Origin of the sequence: Streptococcus sp. 116-D4, assembly GCF_009731465.1 — a bacterium.
Lineage (GTDB): Bacteria > Bacillota > Bacilli > Lactobacillales > Streptococcaceae > Streptococcus > Streptococcus pseudopneumoniae_E.
On record NZ_AP021887.1, the window covers coordinates 1,289,089 to 1,306,760 of the forward strand.

The following is a 17,672-nucleotide window of genomic DNA, read 5'->3' on the forward strand; positions in this document are numbered from 1 at the left end:
TCGCTTTTTATCATTTTCTTTCAAATTCTATCATTTTCCTTATTTCTAGAATTTTTATTGCAAGATAAGAGTCTTTATGGTAGACTATTTGAGTAAGTATTGGAAGATTACTCAAGAGGCTTAAGAGGCCGTGTTGGAAACGCGGTAGGCGTGTAACAGCGTGCGTGGGTTCGAATCCCATGTCTTCCGTAGAAGAGAAAAATTATTTCTAGGATACGACAAAAATGTTGTATCCTTTTTTATCGCTTTTTTAAAAATAGGGTCTGTTTGTGACTCCTTTTGTGACTCCCTTTTTTGCAAAAGAATACCAAGGAATACTAAAGATAAAAATAAAAAAACGTTGATTTAACAACGTTTTACCAAGGAATGCAAAAGAATGCAAAGGAATAATGGAGCCGGTGGGAGTCGAACCCACGTCCAAACACCTGCCAACATATTTGTCTACAACCATAGGTTATGTATTAGTTTAACAGCCCCTCGACACATAACTCAAGCCTAGAAACTGCGAGTCTATTAATCTCTTATCAAGCCGCTAGACAAGACTTGATCGTATCTCGCTAATAATAAGACCTGTCATTGAACACGAGCAATCCAAATCGGGTCACGTCTGCTGGTTTTTAGGCAGCTAGAGCGTAAGAAGTGTTATTTTTTGCAGTTATATTTAACTGAGCGTTTACGTCGCCACACGAGTCGCAAAATATGCCTCATAATGCCTGTCGAATCCGTAACGACCCCAAAAGACAATAAAACCATTATACCTTATCTAACTCAAAAATGCAAAAAGGAAATCAACTAACTACACAAGATAGTCTTTCAAGTCTTTTGTCAAAACCTGATAACCAGTAACACTAAGGTGCAACCCATCAGTTGTATAATCTTTTTTGAGTTGGCCTACCTGGTCTGTCAAACTATCAAAAACTGGTACAAATTCTACCTGCATATAGGCAGAAGCAAGCTCTTGATAGGCGTGATTCCATTTCTGAATTTTTTCATTCGTGCGGATATAGACTGTCTGCTTGTACTCCTCTCCCTCATTGACTGGCAAAATCGAAAGCAATTTAATCTCTGTCAATGGATAATCATGAGCAATGGATTGAATGATCGATTCGAGATTATTGAGAGCCTCATTCAAAGGCACATCTTTTCCGATATCATTTGTCCCAATCATAAGGACAATTTTATCTACTGCTCCACCGTACAGATGCGCATCTAGATTTTCTACTAACAGCCCTGTCTGATAACCTCGAATGCCTCGATTGACAATCGTCTTCGAAGTTCCAAATAGCTCCTGTATAGGATAATACTCGACAATGGAATCCCCAATAAAAAGAATGTCGGGCTCTACAACAGAAACTTGATTTAAGTGACGATACTTGGTTTGGATTTTTTCTTGTTCCTTTAGTAACCAATTTTCTAATAACTGTACTGCCACTTCATTCTCCTTTTTCTAACCAGTTTTCCAAGACTTGATAAACTCCTCCTTGGCTGTTGGCTGGCGCCAGAGCAGTCGCCACAGCTTTGGCTTTATCATCAGCATTTTCCATCGCATAGGCAATTCCAGCCATTTCAAGCATTTCAACATCATTTTCACTGTCACCAAAAGCCATGATTTGTTGGGGGGTCAAGTTCCAACGTTTGAGTAATTCTTCCAAGCCCCATGCTTTATGAATCCCAGCTTGAAGGATATCAATGCAACCATAGCCACTTGATACAGCCCGAACACGACCATCAAAGAGGTCATTGATTTCTTCCAAAACCGAGCTCAAACGTTCCTCACCAACAACCATACTCATCTTGAGCACACCACCAAAGAGGTCAGAGGTTAATTCGTCCACAAATTGCATCCGTTGGTAGAATTTTTCAATCATCTCTGGAGTCATAAAATTTTCAAGGTCTGTAAAAATCGTACCTTCTTTGACGAAACCACCCTTCATCCCCGTTACAACAAACTGGTCCTGACACGCTCGACTCTTGAAATGAGCCAAAGCCTTATCGACAATGGCTTCATCCCAAGTCTGAGCCTGAATCAGTTCATTGTTTTCAAACATACGAGCACCATTAGCAACCACCAGAACCACCCGATCGACCAAGTGCTCCAGTAGTTGCCTCATGCGGTGAATTTCATTTCCAGTCGCGATGACAAAACGAATACCCCTTTGATCCAACTGATCTAAAATCTTTTCCAAGCGTGGGAGATCAAGCTGGCCTCTAGCATCCAGCAAGGTCCCATCCATATCTGTCGCAATTACCTTAATCGTCATTTACTTTCCTCTGAATTCAAGCTAATCCCACTTCAATCCTACATGTTCGTTCATTTCTTTATAAGCTGTATCAATTCGTTCCTTAGTCGCTTCATCTAACTGGTCACGATGACTACCACCCCCTATAAAATCTTCCAAGATATAGGTTTGATAATGATATAAAGGATAGCCTTCTGGTGAAAAAGTTCCCTTTGGTGTTCGATTGACCCAAGTAGGATGAGCCTTAGCTGTTCCGATAGTTGTTTTTCCATCCTTCTTCTTAATGGTCACGTCCATAAGCACGCCACGTTCAGTCCACTTAGCATTTTCTTCATCTCCCATAGATTCAATCCGTTGATTGGAAATGAAGTTCCCCATTGAATAGATAATGAGTTTCTTATCCCCATCTTTTTCAACCGTTTCAGATGGTTCAACAACGTGAGGATGCCCTCCAAAGATGATATCCGCCCCCCAATCAATCATCTTGTGATAAAGAGCTTTTTGTTCTTCAGTTGGTTCCAAGCGATACTCAACACCCATCTGAGGCATGATAATGGTGATATCCGCTTCCTTTTCCGCCCGTTCAATTTCAGCCTTCATCTTATCTTCGTTTAAATCCGAAAGATAACGATTATAGTCTTCTTGAGAAATATACTGCTCAATTCCATTGAATCCATAGGAATAGGCCAAAAGAGCAACCTTGATACCATTCACTTCCTTAATGACCAGCGGAGCCTGATCACGTGGTTCATGCGTATAAACTCCAATTGGAGTGATTCCAGCTTTCTCAATAATATCGGCCGTTGAAATAACTCCCTCAATTTGCGAATCCAAAATATGATTATGAGCTAAATCTAGCACATGATAACCTGCATCCTTAATGGCGTCCATGACTTCAGCAGGAGCATTAAAGAGAGGATAACCCGCTAAATAATGATCCTTATTAATGGTTCCTTCAAAGTCACCAATAGCTAAATCTGCTTGCTTAAGCCAAGGTGTCACATACTCAAAATTCTCATGAAAGTCATAGGTGCCGTCTTCTTTTTTAGCTGAAAAGAAAAGTCCATCGTGGTAGAGCAAATCCCCGTGGGCCATAATTCTGGCAGTTTTTTCCTCTTCCTGCTCCTGAGACTTTTGCTTAGTCCCTTCTTGAGAAATGGTATCCTTTTTTTGACTGGTTAAGGGGATTCCTTGGAAACTTTCAAACAACAAGACCAAGCCCATTGATAAAGCAACTGCTAGCAAGAGTATCGCCACAAATCCCTTATTGCTCCACTTGCGATAACTCCTAAAAAAGTTTACAAAGCCCCTCATAAAGCGAAAAACTGGTCCACGTTTATGTCTATCTTGTCTTCTTTGCATCTTCATTCTCCCTACTTTCTAATGCAAGCCTTTTCTTTTTATTATAACACAGATAAGGATTTCTTTCACAATTGAATTGAACTTCCTATCTATTTTCTATAAATCCTAAAGGCTGTAATGCTTTCAATCCTTGTCATTTTGTGATATCATGTAGAGGTAATGAAAGGAGAGAAAATGTCTGCAATAGAACGTATTACAAAAGCTGCTCACTTAATTGATATGAACGATATTATCCGCGAGGGAAACCCAACTCTACGCGCGGTTGCCGAGGAAGTCCCTTTCCCCCTATCTGACCAGGAAATCATCCTAGGTGAAAAGATGATGCAATTCCTCAAACATTCCCAAGATCCTGTCATGGCTGAAAAAATGGGACTCCGAGGTGGTGTTGGACTTGCTGCTCCTCAATTGGATATCTCAAAACGCATTATCGCTGTTTTGGTGCCTAATATTGTTGAAGAAGGCGAAACTCCAGAGGAAGCTTACGACTTGCAAGCTATTATGTACAATCCAAAAATCGTCTCTCACTCGGTTCAAGACGCTGCGCTTGGCGAAGGAGAAGGCTGCCTGTCTGTTGACCGCAATGTTCCTGGCTATGTAGTTCGCCATGCTCGCGTTACTGTTGACTACTTTGACAAAGATGGAGAAAAGCACCGTATCAAGCTCAAAGGCTACAACTCCATCGTTGTTCAGCATGAAATTGACCACATTAACGGAATCATGTTTTACGATCGTATCAATGAAAAAGACCCATTTGCAGTTAAAGATGGTTTACTAATTCTAGAATAAAGAAAATCCCGTTGCAAGACGGGGTTTTGTGTTATAATAGAGGCATGAAAACAAATGATATTGTCTATGGCGTCCACGCTGTTACCGAAGCCCTCCTTGCCAACACAGGAAACAAACTCTACCTCCAAGAAGATCTCCGAGGTAAGAATCTTGAGAAAGTCAAGGAATTGGCTACAGAAAAGAAGGTGTCCATTTCTTGGACTTCAAAAAAATCCCTCTCTGAGATGACTGAAGGTGCTGTTCACCAAGGTTTTGTTCTACGAGTGTCTGAATTTGCCTATAGCGAGCTAGAGCACATCCTGGCAAAAACACGCCAAGAAGAAAATCCACTTCTATTAATTCTGGACGGGTTAACCGACCCTCATAACCTTGGCTCCATCCTGAGAACAGCCGATGCGACCAACGTTTCAGGTGTCATCATTCCCAAGCACCGTGCTGTCGGAGTTACTCCTGTCGTTGCTAAAACGGCCACAGGTGCTATTGAACACGTTCCGATTGCTCGAGTGACCAATCTGAGCCAAACTCTGGACAAACTCAAGGATGAAGGATTCTGGACCTTTGGAACAGATATGAATGGGACTCCTTGCCACAAGTGGAATACAAAAGGAAAAATTGCCCTCATCATCGGAAATGAAGGAAAAGGCATCTCTAGCAACATCAAAAAACAGGTTGATGAGATGATTACCATTCCGATGAATGGACATGTTCAAAGCCTCAATGCCAGTGTTGCTGCAGCCATTCTCATGTACGAAGTTTTTCGAAATAGACTATAAAAAAGTTTCCAGTCATCTGATTGGAAACTTTTTATGATTATACCCAATGAAAATCAAAGAGCAAACTAGGAAGCTAGCTGTAGGCTGCTCAATGCACTGTTTAGAGGTTGTGGATAGAACTGACGAAGTCAGCTCAAAGCACTGCTTTGAGGTTGTAGATAGAACTGACGAAGTTAGTAACATATATACGACAAAGCGAAGCTGACGTAGTTTGAAGAGATTTTCGGAGTTTATTAACTATGTTCAGTGATAAACTTGTAGGCTTCTTGACCAGCGATCGCTCCATCTCCAACTGCTGTTGTTACTTGGCGAAGGTCTTTCAAGCGAACATCTCCCACCGCAAAGATACCATCAACTGCAGTTTTCATGTGATTATCTGTCACAATCCAGCCTGCCTGATCTTGGATATTCAATTCTTTAACAAAGTCACTAAGAGGGTCCAAGCCAACATAGATAAAGACACCACCGAAGGCTTGTTCTATCACTTGACCTGTTTTCACATTTTCAAGTACGACAGATTCTACTCGGTTTTCACCCTTGATTTCCTTCACTACAGAATCCCAGATAAAGCTGATTTTCTCATTCGCAAAGGCGCGGTCTTGTAAAACCTTTTGGGCACGAAGTTGGTCACGACGGTGAACAATGGTAACAGTCTTAGCAAAACGAGTCAAGAAGATGGCTTCTTCGACAGCTGAATCTCCACCACCGACTACCAACAAATCTTGGTCACGGAAGAAAGCACCATCACACACGGCACAGTAAGAAACACCACGACTATTTAGTTCTTCTTCTCCAGGTACTCCCAAAGGACGGTGTTTAGAGCCAGTCGCTACGATAACTGTACGTGTTTCATATGTTTGGTCATCGGTCATCACTATTTTAAAATCACCATGGTCTTCTACATTTTTAACATAGCCATAAATGTGCTCAACACCAAGATTTTCAAGTGGTTCAAACATCTTTTCAGCCAATTCTGGCCCACTAATATTAGCGTATCCAGGGTAATTTTCGATATCAGATGTATTATTCATCTGACCACCTGGCAGACCACCTTCAATCAGGGCTACTTTCAGATTGCTTCGAGCAGCATACAAGGCTGCAGTCATCCCTGCAGGTCCAGCTCCGATAATAATAGTATCGTACATATAGTTTCCTTCTTTCTTGTTGTAACTATCTTTATTCTAACTCTTTCTTGTCAATCAAGCAAGGATTATGCCTTGAAAACAAGAATTAAACTCATAACCGCAAAGGATAATACTGGAATAACCAAGACCCCAATCATAATCATATCATAGAGATGGGCTTGGCGAGCTTTTGCTGTCTTATCAACTCTCGACACAGCTCTCAATCCAATCCAAATCCCTAAAAAAATCAGGACGAGGATGGTGGTCAATATCAAACTCTCGAAATATAAAGAAAATAGTTGCAGTAGCATGATTTCTCTCATTTCTATCTTTTTTAAAGAGTAAACTCAGCTAGTCCAGCTAACTGAGTTTTCCTTTATCTATTATATCAAATATAAGCCCGTTTGTAACTAGCGAAGAATTCTTTTGTCCGCTCTTCTTTAGGATGGTTGATAATCTCATCCGGTGTTCCAGACTCAATGATTTTTCCCTTATCTAAAAAAAGAATCTTATCAGCCACTTGGGCTACAAAGGATATGTCATGACTGACCAAAATCATGGTTTGACCTGACTTAGCAGCATCTGCAATAGACTTCTCTACTTCACCGACCAATTCAGGGTCAAGGGCCGAAGTTGGTTCGTCTAAAAGCAAGACATCTGGTTTCATAGCAAGCGCACGCGCTAGGGCAACCCGTTGCTTTTGTCCACCCGATAAATGGCGAGGATAATGGTTTTCACGGTCAGAAAGCCCAACCTTAGCCAACTCTTCCTTGGCAATCTTAGTCGCTTCTTGGTCAGATAATTTCTTGACAACAACTAAGCCTTCTTTCACATTATCAAGTGCTGTACGGCGCTCAAACAAATTAAACTGTTGAAAAACCATAGAAAGCTTACGGCGTAGAGCAAGGATTTCTTCTTGAGTGATTTTAGAAAAATCAACTGAAAAATCATCAATCTGAATAGAGCCACTGTCAGGTGTTTCAAGATAATTGAGACTGCGAAGGAAGGTTGATTTTCCAGCTCCTGAAGAACCAATCAAGGCTACAACTTCACCTTTTTGAATATCCAAATTCAGATGATCCAAGACAGTCTGTCCTGAAAAGGATTTGCTTAAATTTGAAATCTTAATCATTAACGAAGGTCTCCTTTCACATCTGTTTGCACTGTATCGGGGGCAGAAATAGCCATTTTTCTCTCGATGAAACGACCGAGGCTTTCAATTCCAATATTGACTACCCAATAAACAAGAGCAACGGAGATAAAGCGTTCAAAGTAACGATAATCGGCACCACCTAAAATCTGAGCTTGGGCAAAGACTTCCACAACACCCGCACTAAAGGCTAAAGAAGTTCCTTTTGTCAAGCCAATTAGGGAATTGATTAAGGTTGGAATCGCCACAACTGCCGCATTTGGAATAATCACTCGACGATAAACTTGTGCTCGGGTCATACCCAGACTGCGTGCCGCTTCAATCTCACCAGGATTGACTGAGAGAATGGCTGCACGAATGGTTTCACTAGCATAAGCTGCCTCATTAAAAGCAAAGGCGACAATCGCAAAAGCAGCGGCTGGAATCGCATTAATATTGAGACCAGTACCCCATTGCTGATTGAGGGCTTTTAAAGCCAAAGGAATTCCGTAGTAGGTCAACATGAGTTGCACCAAAATCGGTGTCCCTTTTAAGAAACTAACAAAGAAGGCCTGCAAGGGATATAAAATCTTGACACGATTGATTTTTACAATGGCAAAAAGAAGTGCTAAAACCAAGCCAAAAAAGGCACCACCAATGGTCAACATAATCGTTGTTGGAAGTTTTTCGACAATTCTTGGAATTCCATCAAAGACCGAACGCAGGCTAAAAAGCTTGCCATCCGGAATCAATTGCATCAAGTTTTGGTACCAATCTGATGCTAAAATCGTTGTAACATTCATAAAAACATCCTCTCCTGATAATGATTCATTCTACCATACTTCTGCCGTCAATGAAATTATTTGCTACGGTTAGGTAAAGACTTTGTCTACCTACTAGTTTATCATACTTTGAAACAGGGAAGCTATATATTTTATCTATCAAAGAGATAGATAAAAACTATTTCAATCCCAAATCTTCATAAGCTTTGCGATAACCGATTTGCTTAACAGTTCCATTTTCTACTAAAATCGGCCGTTTTAATAACATACCATCACTTGCTAGCAACTCAGCTGCCTCTTGGTTTGACAGACTTCCTACCTTATCTTTTAGCCCTAATTCACGGTATTTGATTCCACTGGTGTTGAAAAATTGCTTTAGTTCGAACCCTGAGGTTTCTAACCAGTTTAAAATGACTTCTTGGCTGGGTGTTTCTTCGACGATATGAACGGCTTTGTAGTCCACACCGAGTTGGTTTAATTCTTGTTTTGCTTTTTTACAAGTTGAACATTTTGGGTATTCGATAAATTCTAACATATCTTTCACTTTCTATTGTTTATCTCTTTAAAATTTGCACCTTCATGCTCCAAGAGCCAAGCTTTCTTTTCCACTCCTGCAGCATAACCTGTCAGACGCTTGCCAGCTCCTAGCACCCGATGACAAGGTACTAGGATAGACCAAGGATTGCGTCCTACCGCTCCGCCAATTGCTTGAGCAGAAGCCACTTGTAGCTCTTGGGCTATTTGTCCATAGGTCACTGTCTGACCATAAGGAATTTTCTGTAAAAAGGACCAAACTCGCTTTTCAAAATCCGTTCCGATTGGAGCCAAGGGCAAGTCGGATAAATCTTGAGGCTTGCCTTTAAAGTAAGCATCTAAGCAAGTAGTAACTGGGTCTAAAATGGGATGACTAACAACTGCTTCTATCGTTTCATCTCCTAGTCCCCTCTCAAAATGTTTCTGGTCCTGCACCCAAATGCCATACAAATGATGGTCATCAGTTACGAGAGAAAGAGAGCCAATTGGCGAAGAGTAGAGCATTTTTGCATACTTCTTTTGCATTATCTCTTCAATTTTTGATAGGCCAAGCGTTCGCCATCAACTGGAACTTTTCCGACCTGTTTAAATCCAAGCTTTTCAAAAATATGTTGCATAACCTTATTTGCAGCATGGGTATCTGAACGAAAATCTAGATAGTCAAATCCTTCAATCAAGCCCTCTAGGAAAGTCTGAGCAACCCCCTGTCCCTGGACATCTGCAGCCACAGCGATACGGTGAAAGACTAGATAGTCTGACTCTCCAGCTTGCCATTTTCCCTCATAAATGGCTTCATAGGCTGCCTCTGGACTCTTGGTCACAGCTGCATAAGCTAGTAGTTCTCCATCTTCCAAGGCTACATAGGCTTGACCTGAGATAATATCCTCAATAATAATATCAGCATTTGGATAACCATTTTGCCACTGGTCACTACCAGCATCTGCTAAACATTTTTTAGCATCCTCCATCACCTGCATGATAGCATCTACTTCATTTGGAAAAGCTAAACGAATCTCCATCTTTTCTCCTCATTTCTGACTAGTTTCTCCCATCATAGCATAATTTAAGTCTTTCTACAAGCAGTTAAAACTTGATTTTCTATTTTTATTATTTTATAATATAGTTATTAAAACTAGATAAAAAGGAGTTAAAAATGAAAGCTACCTTTTCTTACCCAAAATGGGCAGAAATTCCAAACATTGACCTCTATCTGGACCAAGTTTTGCTCTATGTCAATCAAGTCTGTGCCCCTATCTCTCCCGATAAAGACAAGGGCCTAACAGCATCTATGGTCAACAATTATGTCAAACATGGTTACCTGCCAAAGCCCGACAAGAAAAAATACCAACGCCAACAGATTGCCCGTCTGATTGCTATCACAACACTCAAGTCAGTATTTTCTATTCAAGAAATAGCTCAGACACTCAATACTCTCCAAACTCAAGCAAGTTCAGACCAACTCTACGATTCTTTTGTGGACTACATGAATCAAGGAATTGACCCGGCTAACCCCATTATCAAAACCAGCTGCCAAACCGTTAAACTCTATCATCAAACTCTAGCCTTAATCCATCCTACTCAAGAAGAGGTAATCCAATGAACACTAGTCTTAAACTCAGCAAACAACTCAGTTTTGGAGAGGAGATTGCTAATAGCGTGACCCATGCCGTAGGTGCAGTCATCATGCTCATCTTACTCCCCATTTCATCCACCTATAGTTATGAGGCATACGGATTTTTATCATCTATCGGAGTTTCGATTTTCATTATTAGTCTCTTTCTCATGTTTCTATCATCGACCATTTACCACTCTATGGCCTATGGTTCGACCCATAAATATGTCTTGAGAATCATTGATCATTCTATGATTTATGTTGCCATTGCTGGCTCTTATACTCCAGTCGTATTGACCTTGATGAATAACTGGTTTGGCTATCTGATTATTGCTATCCAGTGGGGAGCGACTATCTTTGGTATTCTCTATAAAATCTTTGCTAAAAAGGTCAATGAGAAATTTAGCCTTGCTCTTTACCTGATTATGGGCTGGTTGGTTTTGGTCATCATTCCTTCCATTATCAGTCAAACCACACCAATTTTCTGGAGTCTCATGGTAACTGGTGGACTCTGTTATACAGTTGGAGCTGGATTTTACGCCAAGAAAAAACCTTATTTCCACATGATTTGGCATCTCTTTATCCTAGCAGCATCTGCCCTCCAATACATTGCTATTGTTTATTTCATGTAAAAAAGTTGAGAAAATATATTCTCAACTTTTTTATTTGCACATATTAATAAAGTACTGGTGCAAGCGCACATCATCAGTCAATTCTGGATGAAAAGAAGTTACCAACATATTTTTTTCTTGGGCTGCAACGATTTGATCATCAACAGTTGCTAGAATTTCTACACCCGCTCCAACACTGCTGATAATTGGACCACGGATAAAGGTCATTGGAATCTGACCGACTCCCTGACATTCTGCTTCCGTGTAGAAACTTCCTAGTTGGCGCCCATAGGCATTTCGCTCGACTACCATATCCATAGTTCCTAGATGATTCTCTTCCTGAGAAGTGATTTTCTTAGCCAGCAAAATTAATCCCGCACAGGTTCCAAACATTGGTAAGCCAGATAGAATGGCTTCTCGAATAGGAATCAGCATACTCTGGTCACGTAAGAGCTTGCCCATGGTTGTAGATTCCCCACCAGGTAATATCAAACCCGACAAATCACTCTGATGTTGCTGAAAATCATCTAAATTTCTGATTTCAACACTCTCGACACCTAATTGATCTAACACTTTTGCATGTTCTGCAAAGGCACCTTGCAAGGCCAATATTCCGATTTTCATCTATTTTCCTCGCTCAGCCATGAGGATTTGGATCTCATTTTCATTAATACCAACCATGGCTTCTCCTAAATCTTCAGAGATTTGAGCTAGGATTTGAGGATTACGGAAGTTAGTCACCGCTTTGACAATAGCACTCGCTCGTTTAACTGGATCTCCTGACTTGAAAATACCTGACCCAACAAAGACACCCTCTGCCCCTAATTGCATCATCAGCGCAGCATCTGCTGGCGTAGCAACGCCTCCAGCCGCAAAGTTGACGACTGGCAATTTCCCATGTTCATGGACATATTCAACCAATTCTACAGGGACTTGTAAGTCCTTAGCTGCAACATAAAGCTCGTCCTCACGTAGATTTTGAATGCGGCGAATTTCCTGATTCATCATACGCATATGACGAACAGCTTGGACGATATCTCCTGTCCCTGGTTCTCCTTTGGTACGAATCATAGAAGCTCCTTCAGCAATACGACGCAAGGCTTCTCCCAAGTCCTTGGCCCCACAGACAAAAGGAACTTGGAATTCTTTCTTATCCACATGGAAACGGTCGTCTGCTGGGGATAACACTTCACTCTCATCGATATAGTCAATCTCAATAGCCTCTAAAATCTGAACTTCAACAAAATGCCCGATTCTGACCTTGGCCATCACTGGAATACTAACTGCTTCTTGGATTTCCTTGATCATCTTTGGATCACTCATACGAGAAACCCCACCAGCTGCACGAATATCAGCCGGAATCCGCTCCAAGGCCATAACAGCAGCCGCACCAGCAGCCTCTGCAATACGAGCCTGTTCAGGGTTCTGAACGTCCATGATAACTCCACCTTTGAGCATCTGTGCTAAGTTTTTATTTAGTTCATAACGATTTTCAGTCATTTTTTATCCTCATCATTTGTATTGGTAGCTACCATTTCATTTTAAGTTAGATTAGAAGGAATGACAAGATAAAAAAAGGATAATTGTATGGGTACAGAATGATACTCAATGAAAATCAAAGAGCAAACTAGGAAGCTAGCCGCAGGCTGCTCAAAACACTGTTTTGAGGTTGCAGATAGAGCTGACGAAGTCAGTAACATCTATACGGTAAGGCGAAGCTGACGTGGTTTGAAGAGATTTTCGAAGAGTATAACTAAAAAACTATCTGACCTTCAATTAAGGCCAGATAGCTCATTCATTTTTATTTTTCAGCTGTAAGCGCAGCCATTGTGATGTAGTTGTATGGTTTGTTGAAGTGTGGCAAGAAGAAGAGGTCTGTCAAGGCCAATTTATCAATTGTCACATGCTCTTGGATAGCAAGTGAGAACATGTGGATTCCCATGCTGATTGCAGAATCACGAGATACCATTTGAGCACCAAGGATTTCACGGCTGTCTTTATCAAAGACAATCTTGATAGCTACTTCATAGTTGTCATGCTTCATAAATTCTGGTTTTTGAAGATCGTTAAAGCCTGTTTCAGTTGCGTTGTAACCAGCAGCTTTTGCTTTTTCAAGTGTCAAACCAGTTGAAACCATGTGAAGACCGTAGATTGAGATACCGTTTGATCCTTGAACACCGATTCCTTCCAATTCATGTCCACAAGCGTTGTAAGCGCCAACGATACCAGTACGAACAGCATTTGAAGCAAGCGCGATGTAGCTAGTGTCTTTACGTGCATTATCATAGACAGTCGCACAGTCACCTACTGCGTAAACACCAGGAATAGATGTTTCTTGTTTCTTATCTACAAGGAAGGCACCGTTGCGGAAGAGTTCAATTTTACCATCAGCAAGAGCAGTATTTGGACGGAAACCAACTGCAAGAACAACCATATCCACGTCGAAAGTTTCTTTATCAGTGATCAAGCGTTCAACTTTACCGTCACCCTCGATTGCTTTAACAGTTTGACCAAGTGCCAAGCGGATATTGTGGTCTTCCAAGTTCTTCGCCATCATTTGTGTAAAGTCTTTGTCATAGTAACCGTTCAAGACAGTATCAACGATATCAACAAGGACAACTTCTTTTCCAAGACGTTCAAAGGCTTCAGCAAGCTCTACACCGATGTAACCACCACCAACAACGGCAATGCGCTCAAGGTGTTTGCTCTTGTCTTCAAGTTTTTCAATAACTTCTTCAGCGTTTTGGTACAATTTAACGAATTGTACATTTTCAAGAGTTGCTTTGAATTCGCGGTTACCCTTAACGATTTCAACACCTTCGATTGGAGGCAAGATTGGAGTTGAACCAGTTGCAAAGATCAATTTATCATAAGATTCTTTGTGCTCTTTTCCTTCAACTTCTGCAGTCACAACTTTGTTATCATAGTCGATTGAAAGAACTGGTGAGTTCATGTAAACTTTAGCACCTTTTGCTTCCAATTTTTCTTTGTCAGAGTAGAAGAGACCTTCTGGGCCATCAATTTGTTCACCGATCCAAAGGGCCATTCCACATCCTAGGAAAGAGATGTTAGAGTTTTGGTCGAATACAACGATTTCGTTCTCATTTCCAAAATTATCCAACATAGTATTAATACATGCTGTACCAGCGTGGTTAGCACCAACTACAACGATTTTACTCATAGAAAAATTCCTACCTTCAATTTTAAATTTACTCTTCTAGTATAACATTTACTGTTAGCGTTTACAAGAGTTTAGCTAATTTTCCCGATTTTTTTGTAAAAAAATGTAAATAATCTGTATTTTATCAGTCTTTCTTACAATTACTCTTTATTTTCTGAGCATATTTCTTGACAACTTTATAAATTTCATTTGTGAAAACGCTGACTTTATGGTATGCTAGTATCATGGAAAGAAAATGTAAGGGGTTAAATTTACTATAAATTTACAATATTTCAACCTTCTTTTCATAAGAGAAAGGAGTTGGTAGCGTGCCTCTTAGCACACATTCTGAACGGCTAATGGGAACTACTATTACTATTTCATTAGTGGATGAGAGAGCCGATAGCTTGCTCCAAAAATCCTTTGAATTGCTCAAAGAGCTCGAATACCGCTTCAATGCCAATAGTCAAGAATCGGAGTTGATGGAAATCAATTATCAAGCTGGAAGAGCTCCAGTCAAAGTTCATCCTGATTTGTTTGAATTGATTTCACTTGGATTAGAGCATAGCTTAGCGCCCTCTAGTCATCTCAATATCAGTATTGGTCCCTTGATTCAAACCTGGCGTATCGGTTTTTCAGATGCCAAAGTTGCCCAACCTCAAGAAATTGAATCGGTGCTACCTTTGATCAATCCTCATTATATTGAGTTAGATTCTTCTACTTCTACTGTGTTTCTAAAACAGAAAGGAATGAAGATAGACTTAGGTTGTTTAGCCAAGGGTTATAGTGCGGATAAGGTTGCCCAATTTCTGAGAGAAGAGGGAGTGACATCTGCCTTGATTAATCTAGGAGGGAATATTCTAACCATTGGAAAAAATCAGGCAAGAGGTGATCAACCTTGGCAAATCGGGATTCAAGATCCAGCTAATCCGAGGGGAAATCACTTAATGACTATCCCCGTTGTCAATAAATCTGTCGTGACTTCAGGCATTTATGAACGTCACCTGACAGTCGATGGAAAAGATTACCATCACATTTTTGACAGCCAAACAGGATATCCTCTTGAAACGGAACTTGCTAGTCTCACCATCATCTCTGATAAGTCTGTTGATGGTGAAATCTGGACAACTCGTTTATTTGGAGAAAGACCTGCTTCTATCCTCTGGCAAGTCGAAAGTTTGGAGGGCATCGAAGCTATCCTCATCGATAAAGAAGGTCACCTCAGCTGTTCTTCAGGAATTCCAACTCTATAGAAATAGATCTTTCAATGGAGTTTTAAAATCGTATTATGTAAAAAGAGAAAGGAAATCTCATGTTAAAACTTATTGCTATTGTTGGAACAAATTCAAAACGTTCTACAAACCGCCAATTGCTTCAATACATGCAAAAACACTTTGCTGAAAAAGCTGAAATTGAACTTGTTGAAATTAAAGACATACCTGTCTTTAACAAACCAGCTAACAAGCAAGTACCTGTTGAAATTTTAGAAATTGCTGTTAAAATTGAAGAGGCAGATGGCGTTATTATCGGTACTCCTGAGTATGACCACTCTATCCCAGCTGTTTTGATGAGCGCTCTTGCTTGGTTATCATACGGTATTTACCCACTTTTGAACAAACCAATCATGATTACTGGTGCTTCCTATGGTACGCTTGGTTCATCTCGTGCCCAATTGCAACTTCGTCAAATCTTGAACGCTCCTGAAATCAAGGCAAATGTTCTACCAGATGAATTCTTGCTCTCATACTCTCTTCAAGCATTTAACCCAAGTGGCGACTTGGTTGATCTTGATGTCATCAAGAAATTGGATGCCACTTTTGACGACTTTCGTATCTTTGTAAAAATTACAGAAAAATTGCGCAATGCACAAGAATTACTTCGCAAAGATGCAGAAGATTTTGACTGGGAAAATTTGTAAGATAGGAGACCGAAAGAATGAAATTTGTTGGACTTGTTGGATCAAACTACGATCAATCATATAACCGCAAACTCTTGGAATTTATCCGTCGCAATTTCAAATTCAAATTTGAATTAGAAGTACTTGAAATCGACGAAGTTCCAATGTTTAACCAAGACGAAAAATGGGACGAAAGCTTCCAATTGCGTTTCTTGTATAACAAGATTACACGTGCTGATGGTGTTATCATCGCTACTCCTGAGCACAATCACACGATTTCAGCTTCCCTAAAATCTGTTCTTGAATGGCTCTCATACGAAGTTCATCCATTTGAAAACAAACCTGTCATGATTGTGGGAGCATCATACTACGACCAAGGAACTTCACGTGCCCAAGTTCACCTTCGTAAAATCCTTGATGCTCCAGGTGTTAATGCCTACACGCTTCCGGGTAACGAATTCCTTCTTGGTAAAGCTAAGGAAGCTTTTGATAACGACGGAAATATCACAAACGAAGGCACTGTTAAATTCCTTGAAACTTGCTTAGATAACTTTGTTAAATACGTAGGAGTCGTTTCGAAATTGAAAAAACCAAAACCAATCGAACCAGAAGACTTGGATTGTGGAAAACCAATTGCTACAACCATTACAGAAGTTGATCCTGACGATCCAGAATGGGTAGAAAAAGTTGCAGAAATTACTGGAGCTGTTTCTGGTGATACCTATGTCAAGTTGGACCACGGTATCTTGACAGTTAACCAACTTGATATGTTCTTGAAAGCTATGCCATTTGAATTGACATATGCTGACGACAACAACCAATTCCTCTACTACAACAACGTTCACCAAGATCCAAACACCATGTTTGCTAAACGTGTACCACCTCAATCAGGTAACCGTATGTCGACTGTTCATGGTTCTCTTCCACCAGCACGTATGAAGAACGTAGAGTGGGTTATCGGAACACTTCGTAACGGAAACCAAGAATACGTCCGTACTATCGTTCCAGGTTCTCCTGCAGGTGTCATCAACACTCACAACTACCAAGCAATGTACTATCCTGATGGATCATACGCTGGTATCAATGAAATTGTCTTTAACTTCCAACCATGGCTTGATTGGTACTTAGAAACAACTGGTCAACGTCTAGTTGGTGGAAATGCTGCAGCTCCTGCTGGTGGACATGGTCACGGCGATGCAGATGCTACATCTGGAGCTTCTGATTCAGGTGATGCTGGAAGCCACGGTAGTGCCGCTGACGCTACATCTGGCGCAAGTAACTAATAATAGTTTTGGGAACCATATTGGTTCCTTTTTTAGCGAAAAAAGACTAGCAGACAAAAACAGCTAGTCTTTTGGTTATTCTTTCATCTATCCTTCTTAAAATAAAGAATGCTTATTAGGAATTGGGGTCATCGAGACTACGGCCATGTAATCCTTTTTCACGTTGGACTTGACGTAGCTTGTCTGGTGTAACATCGTTTCCTTCTTCGTCTACAATTTTGATTCCTTCGATGTGATGACGAACAGAGCGACGATAACCTTCGATGTACTCCTCACGTAGTTTAGCTTGTTCCACTTTTTCTTCTGGGGTCAAGCCTTCTGTTTTTTTCTTTTTGGCAAGCTCGTTAATACGATCAATTTTCTTCGGATCCATGTTTCT

The 17,672-nt window shown here is 40.6% G+C and carries 21 protein-coding genes, 1 tRNA gene and 1 other RNA gene; 8 read left to right on the top strand and 15 right to left on the bottom strand.

Annotated elements, in window-relative coordinates; translation table 11 throughout:
* Window positions 1–101 precede the first annotated feature (101 nt).
* A tRNA-Ser gene (locus UKS_RS06605) sits at window positions 102–189 on the top strand.
* Between the two features lie 198 nt (window positions 190–387).
* Here the strand turns inward: UKS_RS06605 and ssrA are convergent.
* From ssrA to UKS_RS06625, 4 genes are all read right to left on the bottom strand, one after another.
* Window positions 388–735, bottom strand: a transfer-messenger RNA (tmRNA) gene (gene ssrA / locus UKS_RS06610).
* A gap of 61 nt (window positions 736–796) precedes the next feature.
* Window positions 797–1,432 (bottom strand): SGNH/GDSL hydrolase family protein, encoded by a 636-nt coding sequence (locus tag UKS_RS06615; RefSeq protein WP_156012274.1) that lies wholly within the window; start codon window positions 1,430–1,432, stop codon window positions 797–799.
* 1 nt (window position 1,433) lies between these two features.
* A complete protein-coding gene (locus tag UKS_RS06620) occupies window positions 1,434–2,261 on the bottom strand; it encodes an HAD family hydrolase (protein ID WP_156012275.1) in 828 nt (275 codons plus the stop codon).
* A 21-nt stretch (window positions 2,262–2,282) separates the two neighbouring features.
* A complete protein-coding gene (locus UKS_RS06625; RefSeq protein WP_156012276.1) occupies window positions 2,283–3,602 on the bottom strand; it encodes a CapA family protein in 1,320 nt (439 codons plus the stop codon).
* 174 nt (window positions 3,603–3,776) lie between these two features.
* Here UKS_RS06625 and def point away from each other — a divergent pair, with 174 nt between their 5' ends.
* The gene (gene def / locus UKS_RS06630) at window positions 3,777–4,388 is read left to right on the top strand and encodes a peptide deformylase (protein ID WP_049497718.1); all 612 of its coding nucleotides are present in this window, start codon (window positions 3,777–3,779) and stop codon (window positions 4,386–4,388) included.
* A 44-nt stretch (window positions 4,389–4,432) separates the two neighbouring features.
* A complete protein-coding gene (rlmB, locus tag UKS_RS06635) occupies window positions 4,433–5,161 on the top strand; it encodes a 23S rRNA (guanosine(2251)-2'-O)-methyltransferase RlmB (protein ID WP_156012277.1) in 729 nt (242 codons plus the stop codon).
* A gap of 233 nt (window positions 5,162–5,394) precedes the next feature.
* On the opposite strand, the gene trxB is transcribed toward rlmB, so the two are convergent.
* The 7 genes from trxB to UKS_RS06670 form a co-directional block, all read right to left on the bottom strand.
* Window positions 5,395–6,306 (bottom strand): thioredoxin-disulfide reductase, encoded by a 912-nt coding sequence (trxB, locus tag UKS_RS06640; protein WP_049497721.1) that lies wholly within the window; start codon window positions 6,304–6,306, stop codon window positions 5,395–5,397.
* Between the two features lie 65 nt (window positions 6,307–6,371).
* Window positions 6,372–6,596, bottom strand: a complete 225-nt coding sequence (locus UKS_RS06645) for a DUF4059 family protein (protein WP_049497722.1) — start codon at window positions 6,594–6,596, stop codon at window positions 6,372–6,374.
* 77 nt (window positions 6,597–6,673) lie between these two features.
* Window positions 6,674–7,417 (bottom strand): amino acid ABC transporter ATP-binding protein, encoded by a 744-nt coding sequence (locus UKS_RS06650; RefSeq protein WP_049497723.1) that lies wholly within the window; start codon window positions 7,415–7,417, stop codon window positions 6,674–6,676.
* Entirely contained in the window at window positions 7,417–8,217 is an 801-nt protein-coding gene (locus tag UKS_RS06655) for an amino acid ABC transporter permease (protein WP_049497724.1), read from the bottom strand. Before UKS_RS06655 ends, UKS_RS06650 begins: the two co-directional genes overlap by 1 nt.
* A gap of 157 nt (window positions 8,218–8,374) precedes the next feature.
* The gene (locus UKS_RS06660; protein ID WP_049497729.1) at window positions 8,375–8,731 is read right to left on the bottom strand and encodes an arsenate reductase family protein; all 357 of its coding nucleotides are present in this window, start codon (window positions 8,729–8,731) and stop codon (window positions 8,375–8,377) included.
* A 5-nt stretch (window positions 8,732–8,736) separates the two neighbouring features.
* The gene (locus UKS_RS06665; RefSeq protein WP_156012278.1) at window positions 8,737–9,255 is read right to left on the bottom strand and encodes a methylated-DNA--[protein]-cysteine S-methyltransferase; all 519 of its coding nucleotides are present in this window, start codon (window positions 9,253–9,255) and stop codon (window positions 8,737–8,739) included.
* Window positions 9,255–9,749 (bottom strand): GNAT family N-acetyltransferase, encoded by a 495-nt coding sequence (locus tag UKS_RS06670; RefSeq protein ID WP_156012279.1) that lies wholly within the window; start codon window positions 9,747–9,749, stop codon window positions 9,255–9,257. Before UKS_RS06670 ends, UKS_RS06665 begins: the two co-directional genes overlap by 1 nt.
* Window positions 9,750–9,883: 134 nt before the next feature.
* On the opposite strand from UKS_RS06670, the gene UKS_RS06675 reads away from it, so the two are divergent.
* Complete coding sequence (locus UKS_RS06675; RefSeq protein WP_156012280.1) at window positions 9,884–10,330, top strand: DUF1836 domain-containing protein; 447 nt, start codon at window positions 9,884–9,886, stop codon at window positions 10,328–10,330.
* Complete coding sequence (trhA, locus tag UKS_RS06680; RefSeq protein WP_156012281.1) at window positions 10,327–10,974, top strand: PAQR family membrane homeostasis protein TrhA; 648 nt, start codon at window positions 10,327–10,329, stop codon at window positions 10,972–10,974. The genes UKS_RS06675 and trhA overlap by 4 nt, the downstream gene beginning before the upstream one ends.
* Window positions 10,975–11,004: 30 nt before the next feature.
* On the opposite strand, the gene pdxT is transcribed toward trhA, so the two are convergent.
* From pdxT to nox, 3 genes are all read right to left on the bottom strand, one after another.
* A complete protein-coding gene (pdxT, locus tag UKS_RS06685) occupies window positions 11,005–11,577 on the bottom strand; it encodes a pyridoxal 5'-phosphate synthase glutaminase subunit PdxT (protein ID WP_156012282.1) in 573 nt (190 codons plus the stop codon).
* Window positions 11,578–12,453, bottom strand: a complete 876-nt coding sequence (pdxS, locus tag UKS_RS06690; RefSeq protein ID WP_156012283.1) for a pyridoxal 5'-phosphate synthase lyase subunit PdxS — start codon at window positions 12,451–12,453, stop codon at window positions 11,578–11,580.
* A gap of 301 nt (window positions 12,454–12,754) precedes the next feature.
* On the bottom strand, window positions 12,755–14,134 hold the full coding sequence (nox, locus tag UKS_RS06695) for a H2O-forming NADH oxidase (RefSeq protein ID WP_156012284.1): 1,380 nt from the start codon (window positions 14,132–14,134) through the stop codon (window positions 12,755–12,757).
* 308 nt (window positions 14,135–14,442) lie between these two features.
* On the opposite strand from nox, the gene UKS_RS06700 reads away from it, so the two are divergent.
* Genes UKS_RS06700 through UKS_RS06710 form a run of 3 tightly spaced genes read left to right on the top strand, consistent with a single transcriptional unit; the run spans window position 14,443 to window position 17,293 of the window.
* Complete coding sequence (locus UKS_RS06700; protein ID WP_156012285.1) at window positions 14,443–15,366, top strand: FAD:protein FMN transferase; 924 nt, start codon at window positions 14,443–14,445, stop codon at window positions 15,364–15,366.
* 59 nt (window positions 15,367–15,425) lie between these two features.
* Window positions 15,426–16,031: an NADPH-dependent FMN reductase gene (locus tag UKS_RS06705; protein ID WP_049497742.1), complete on the top strand. Its 606-nt coding sequence runs from the start codon at window positions 15,426–15,428 to the stop codon at window positions 16,029–16,031.
* 17 nt (window positions 16,032–16,048) lie between these two features.
* Entirely contained in the window at window positions 16,049–17,293 is a 1,245-nt protein-coding gene (locus UKS_RS06710; RefSeq protein ID WP_156012286.1) for an NAD(P)H-dependent oxidoreductase, read from the top strand.
* 115 nt (window positions 17,294–17,408) lie between these two features.
* On the opposite strand, the gene UKS_RS06715 is transcribed toward UKS_RS06710, so the two are convergent.
* On the bottom strand, window positions 17,409–17,666 hold the full coding sequence (locus UKS_RS06715) for a DUF896 family protein (RefSeq protein ID WP_049497744.1): 258 nt from the start codon (window positions 17,664–17,666) through the stop codon (window positions 17,409–17,411).
* Window positions 17,667–17,672: the final 6 nt, after the last annotated feature.

Bases quoted from the DNA above. Each gene is read 5' to 3' on its own strand.
- UKS_RS06620 (WP_156012275.1), bottom strand. From the start codon at position 2,261: ATGACGATTAAGGTAATTGCGACAGATATGGATGGGACCTTGCTGGAT.
- UKS_RS06625 (WP_156012276.1), bottom strand. From the start codon at position 3,602: ATGCAAAGAAGACAAGATAGACATAAACGTGGACCAGTTTTTCGCTTT.
- def (WP_049497718.1), top strand. From the start codon at position 3,777: ATGTCTGCAATAGAACGTATTACAAAAGCTGCTCACTTAATTGATATG.
- rlmB (WP_156012277.1), top strand. From the start codon at position 4,433: ATGAAAACAAATGATATTGTCTATGGCGTCCACGCTGTTACCGAAGCC.
- trxB (WP_049497721.1), bottom strand. From the start codon at position 6,306: ATGTACGATACTATTATTATCGGAGCTGGACCTGCAGGGATGACTGCA.
- UKS_RS06645 (WP_049497722.1), bottom strand. From the start codon at position 6,596: ATGCTACTGCAACTATTTTCTTTATATTTCGAGAGTTTGATATTGACC.
- UKS_RS06650 (WP_049497723.1), bottom strand. From the start codon at position 7,417: ATGATTAAGATTTCAAATTTAAGCAAATCCTTTTCAGGACAGACTGTC.
- UKS_RS06655 (WP_049497724.1), bottom strand. From the start codon at position 8,217: ATGAATGTTACAACGATTTTAGCATCAGATTGGTACCAAAACTTGATG.
- UKS_RS06660 (WP_049497729.1), bottom strand. From the start codon at position 8,731: ATGTTAGAATTTATCGAATACCCAAAATGTTCAACTTGTAAAAAAGCA.
- UKS_RS06665 (WP_156012278.1), bottom strand. From the start codon at position 9,255: ATGCAAAAGAAGTATGCAAAAATGCTCTACTCTTCGCCAATTGGCTCT.
- UKS_RS06670 (WP_156012279.1), bottom strand. From the start codon at position 9,749: ATGGAGATTCGTTTAGCTTTTCCAAATGAAGTAGATGCTATCATGCAG.
- UKS_RS06675 (WP_156012280.1), top strand. From the start codon at position 9,884: ATGAAAGCTACCTTTTCTTACCCAAAATGGGCAGAAATTCCAAACATT.
- trhA (WP_156012281.1), top strand. From the start codon at position 10,327: ATGAACACTAGTCTTAAACTCAGCAAACAACTCAGTTTTGGAGAGGAG.
- pdxT (WP_156012282.1), bottom strand. From the start codon at position 11,577: ATGAAAATCGGAATATTGGCCTTGCAAGGTGCCTTTGCAGAACATGCA.
- pdxS (WP_156012283.1), bottom strand. From the start codon at position 12,453: ATGACTGAAAATCGTTATGAACTAAATAAAAACTTAGCACAGATGCTC.
- nox (WP_156012284.1), bottom strand. From the start codon at position 14,134: ATGAGTAAAATCGTTGTAGTTGGTGCTAACCACGCTGGTACAGCATGT.
- UKS_RS06705 (WP_049497742.1), top strand. From the start codon at position 15,426: ATGTTAAAACTTATTGCTATTGTTGGAACAAATTCAAAACGTTCTACA.
- UKS_RS06710 (WP_156012286.1), top strand. From the start codon at position 16,049: ATGAAATTTGTTGGACTTGTTGGATCAAACTACGATCAATCATATAAC.
- UKS_RS06715 (WP_049497744.1), bottom strand. From the start codon at position 17,666: ATGGATCCGAAGAAAATTGATCGTATTAACGAGCTTGCCAAAAAGAAA.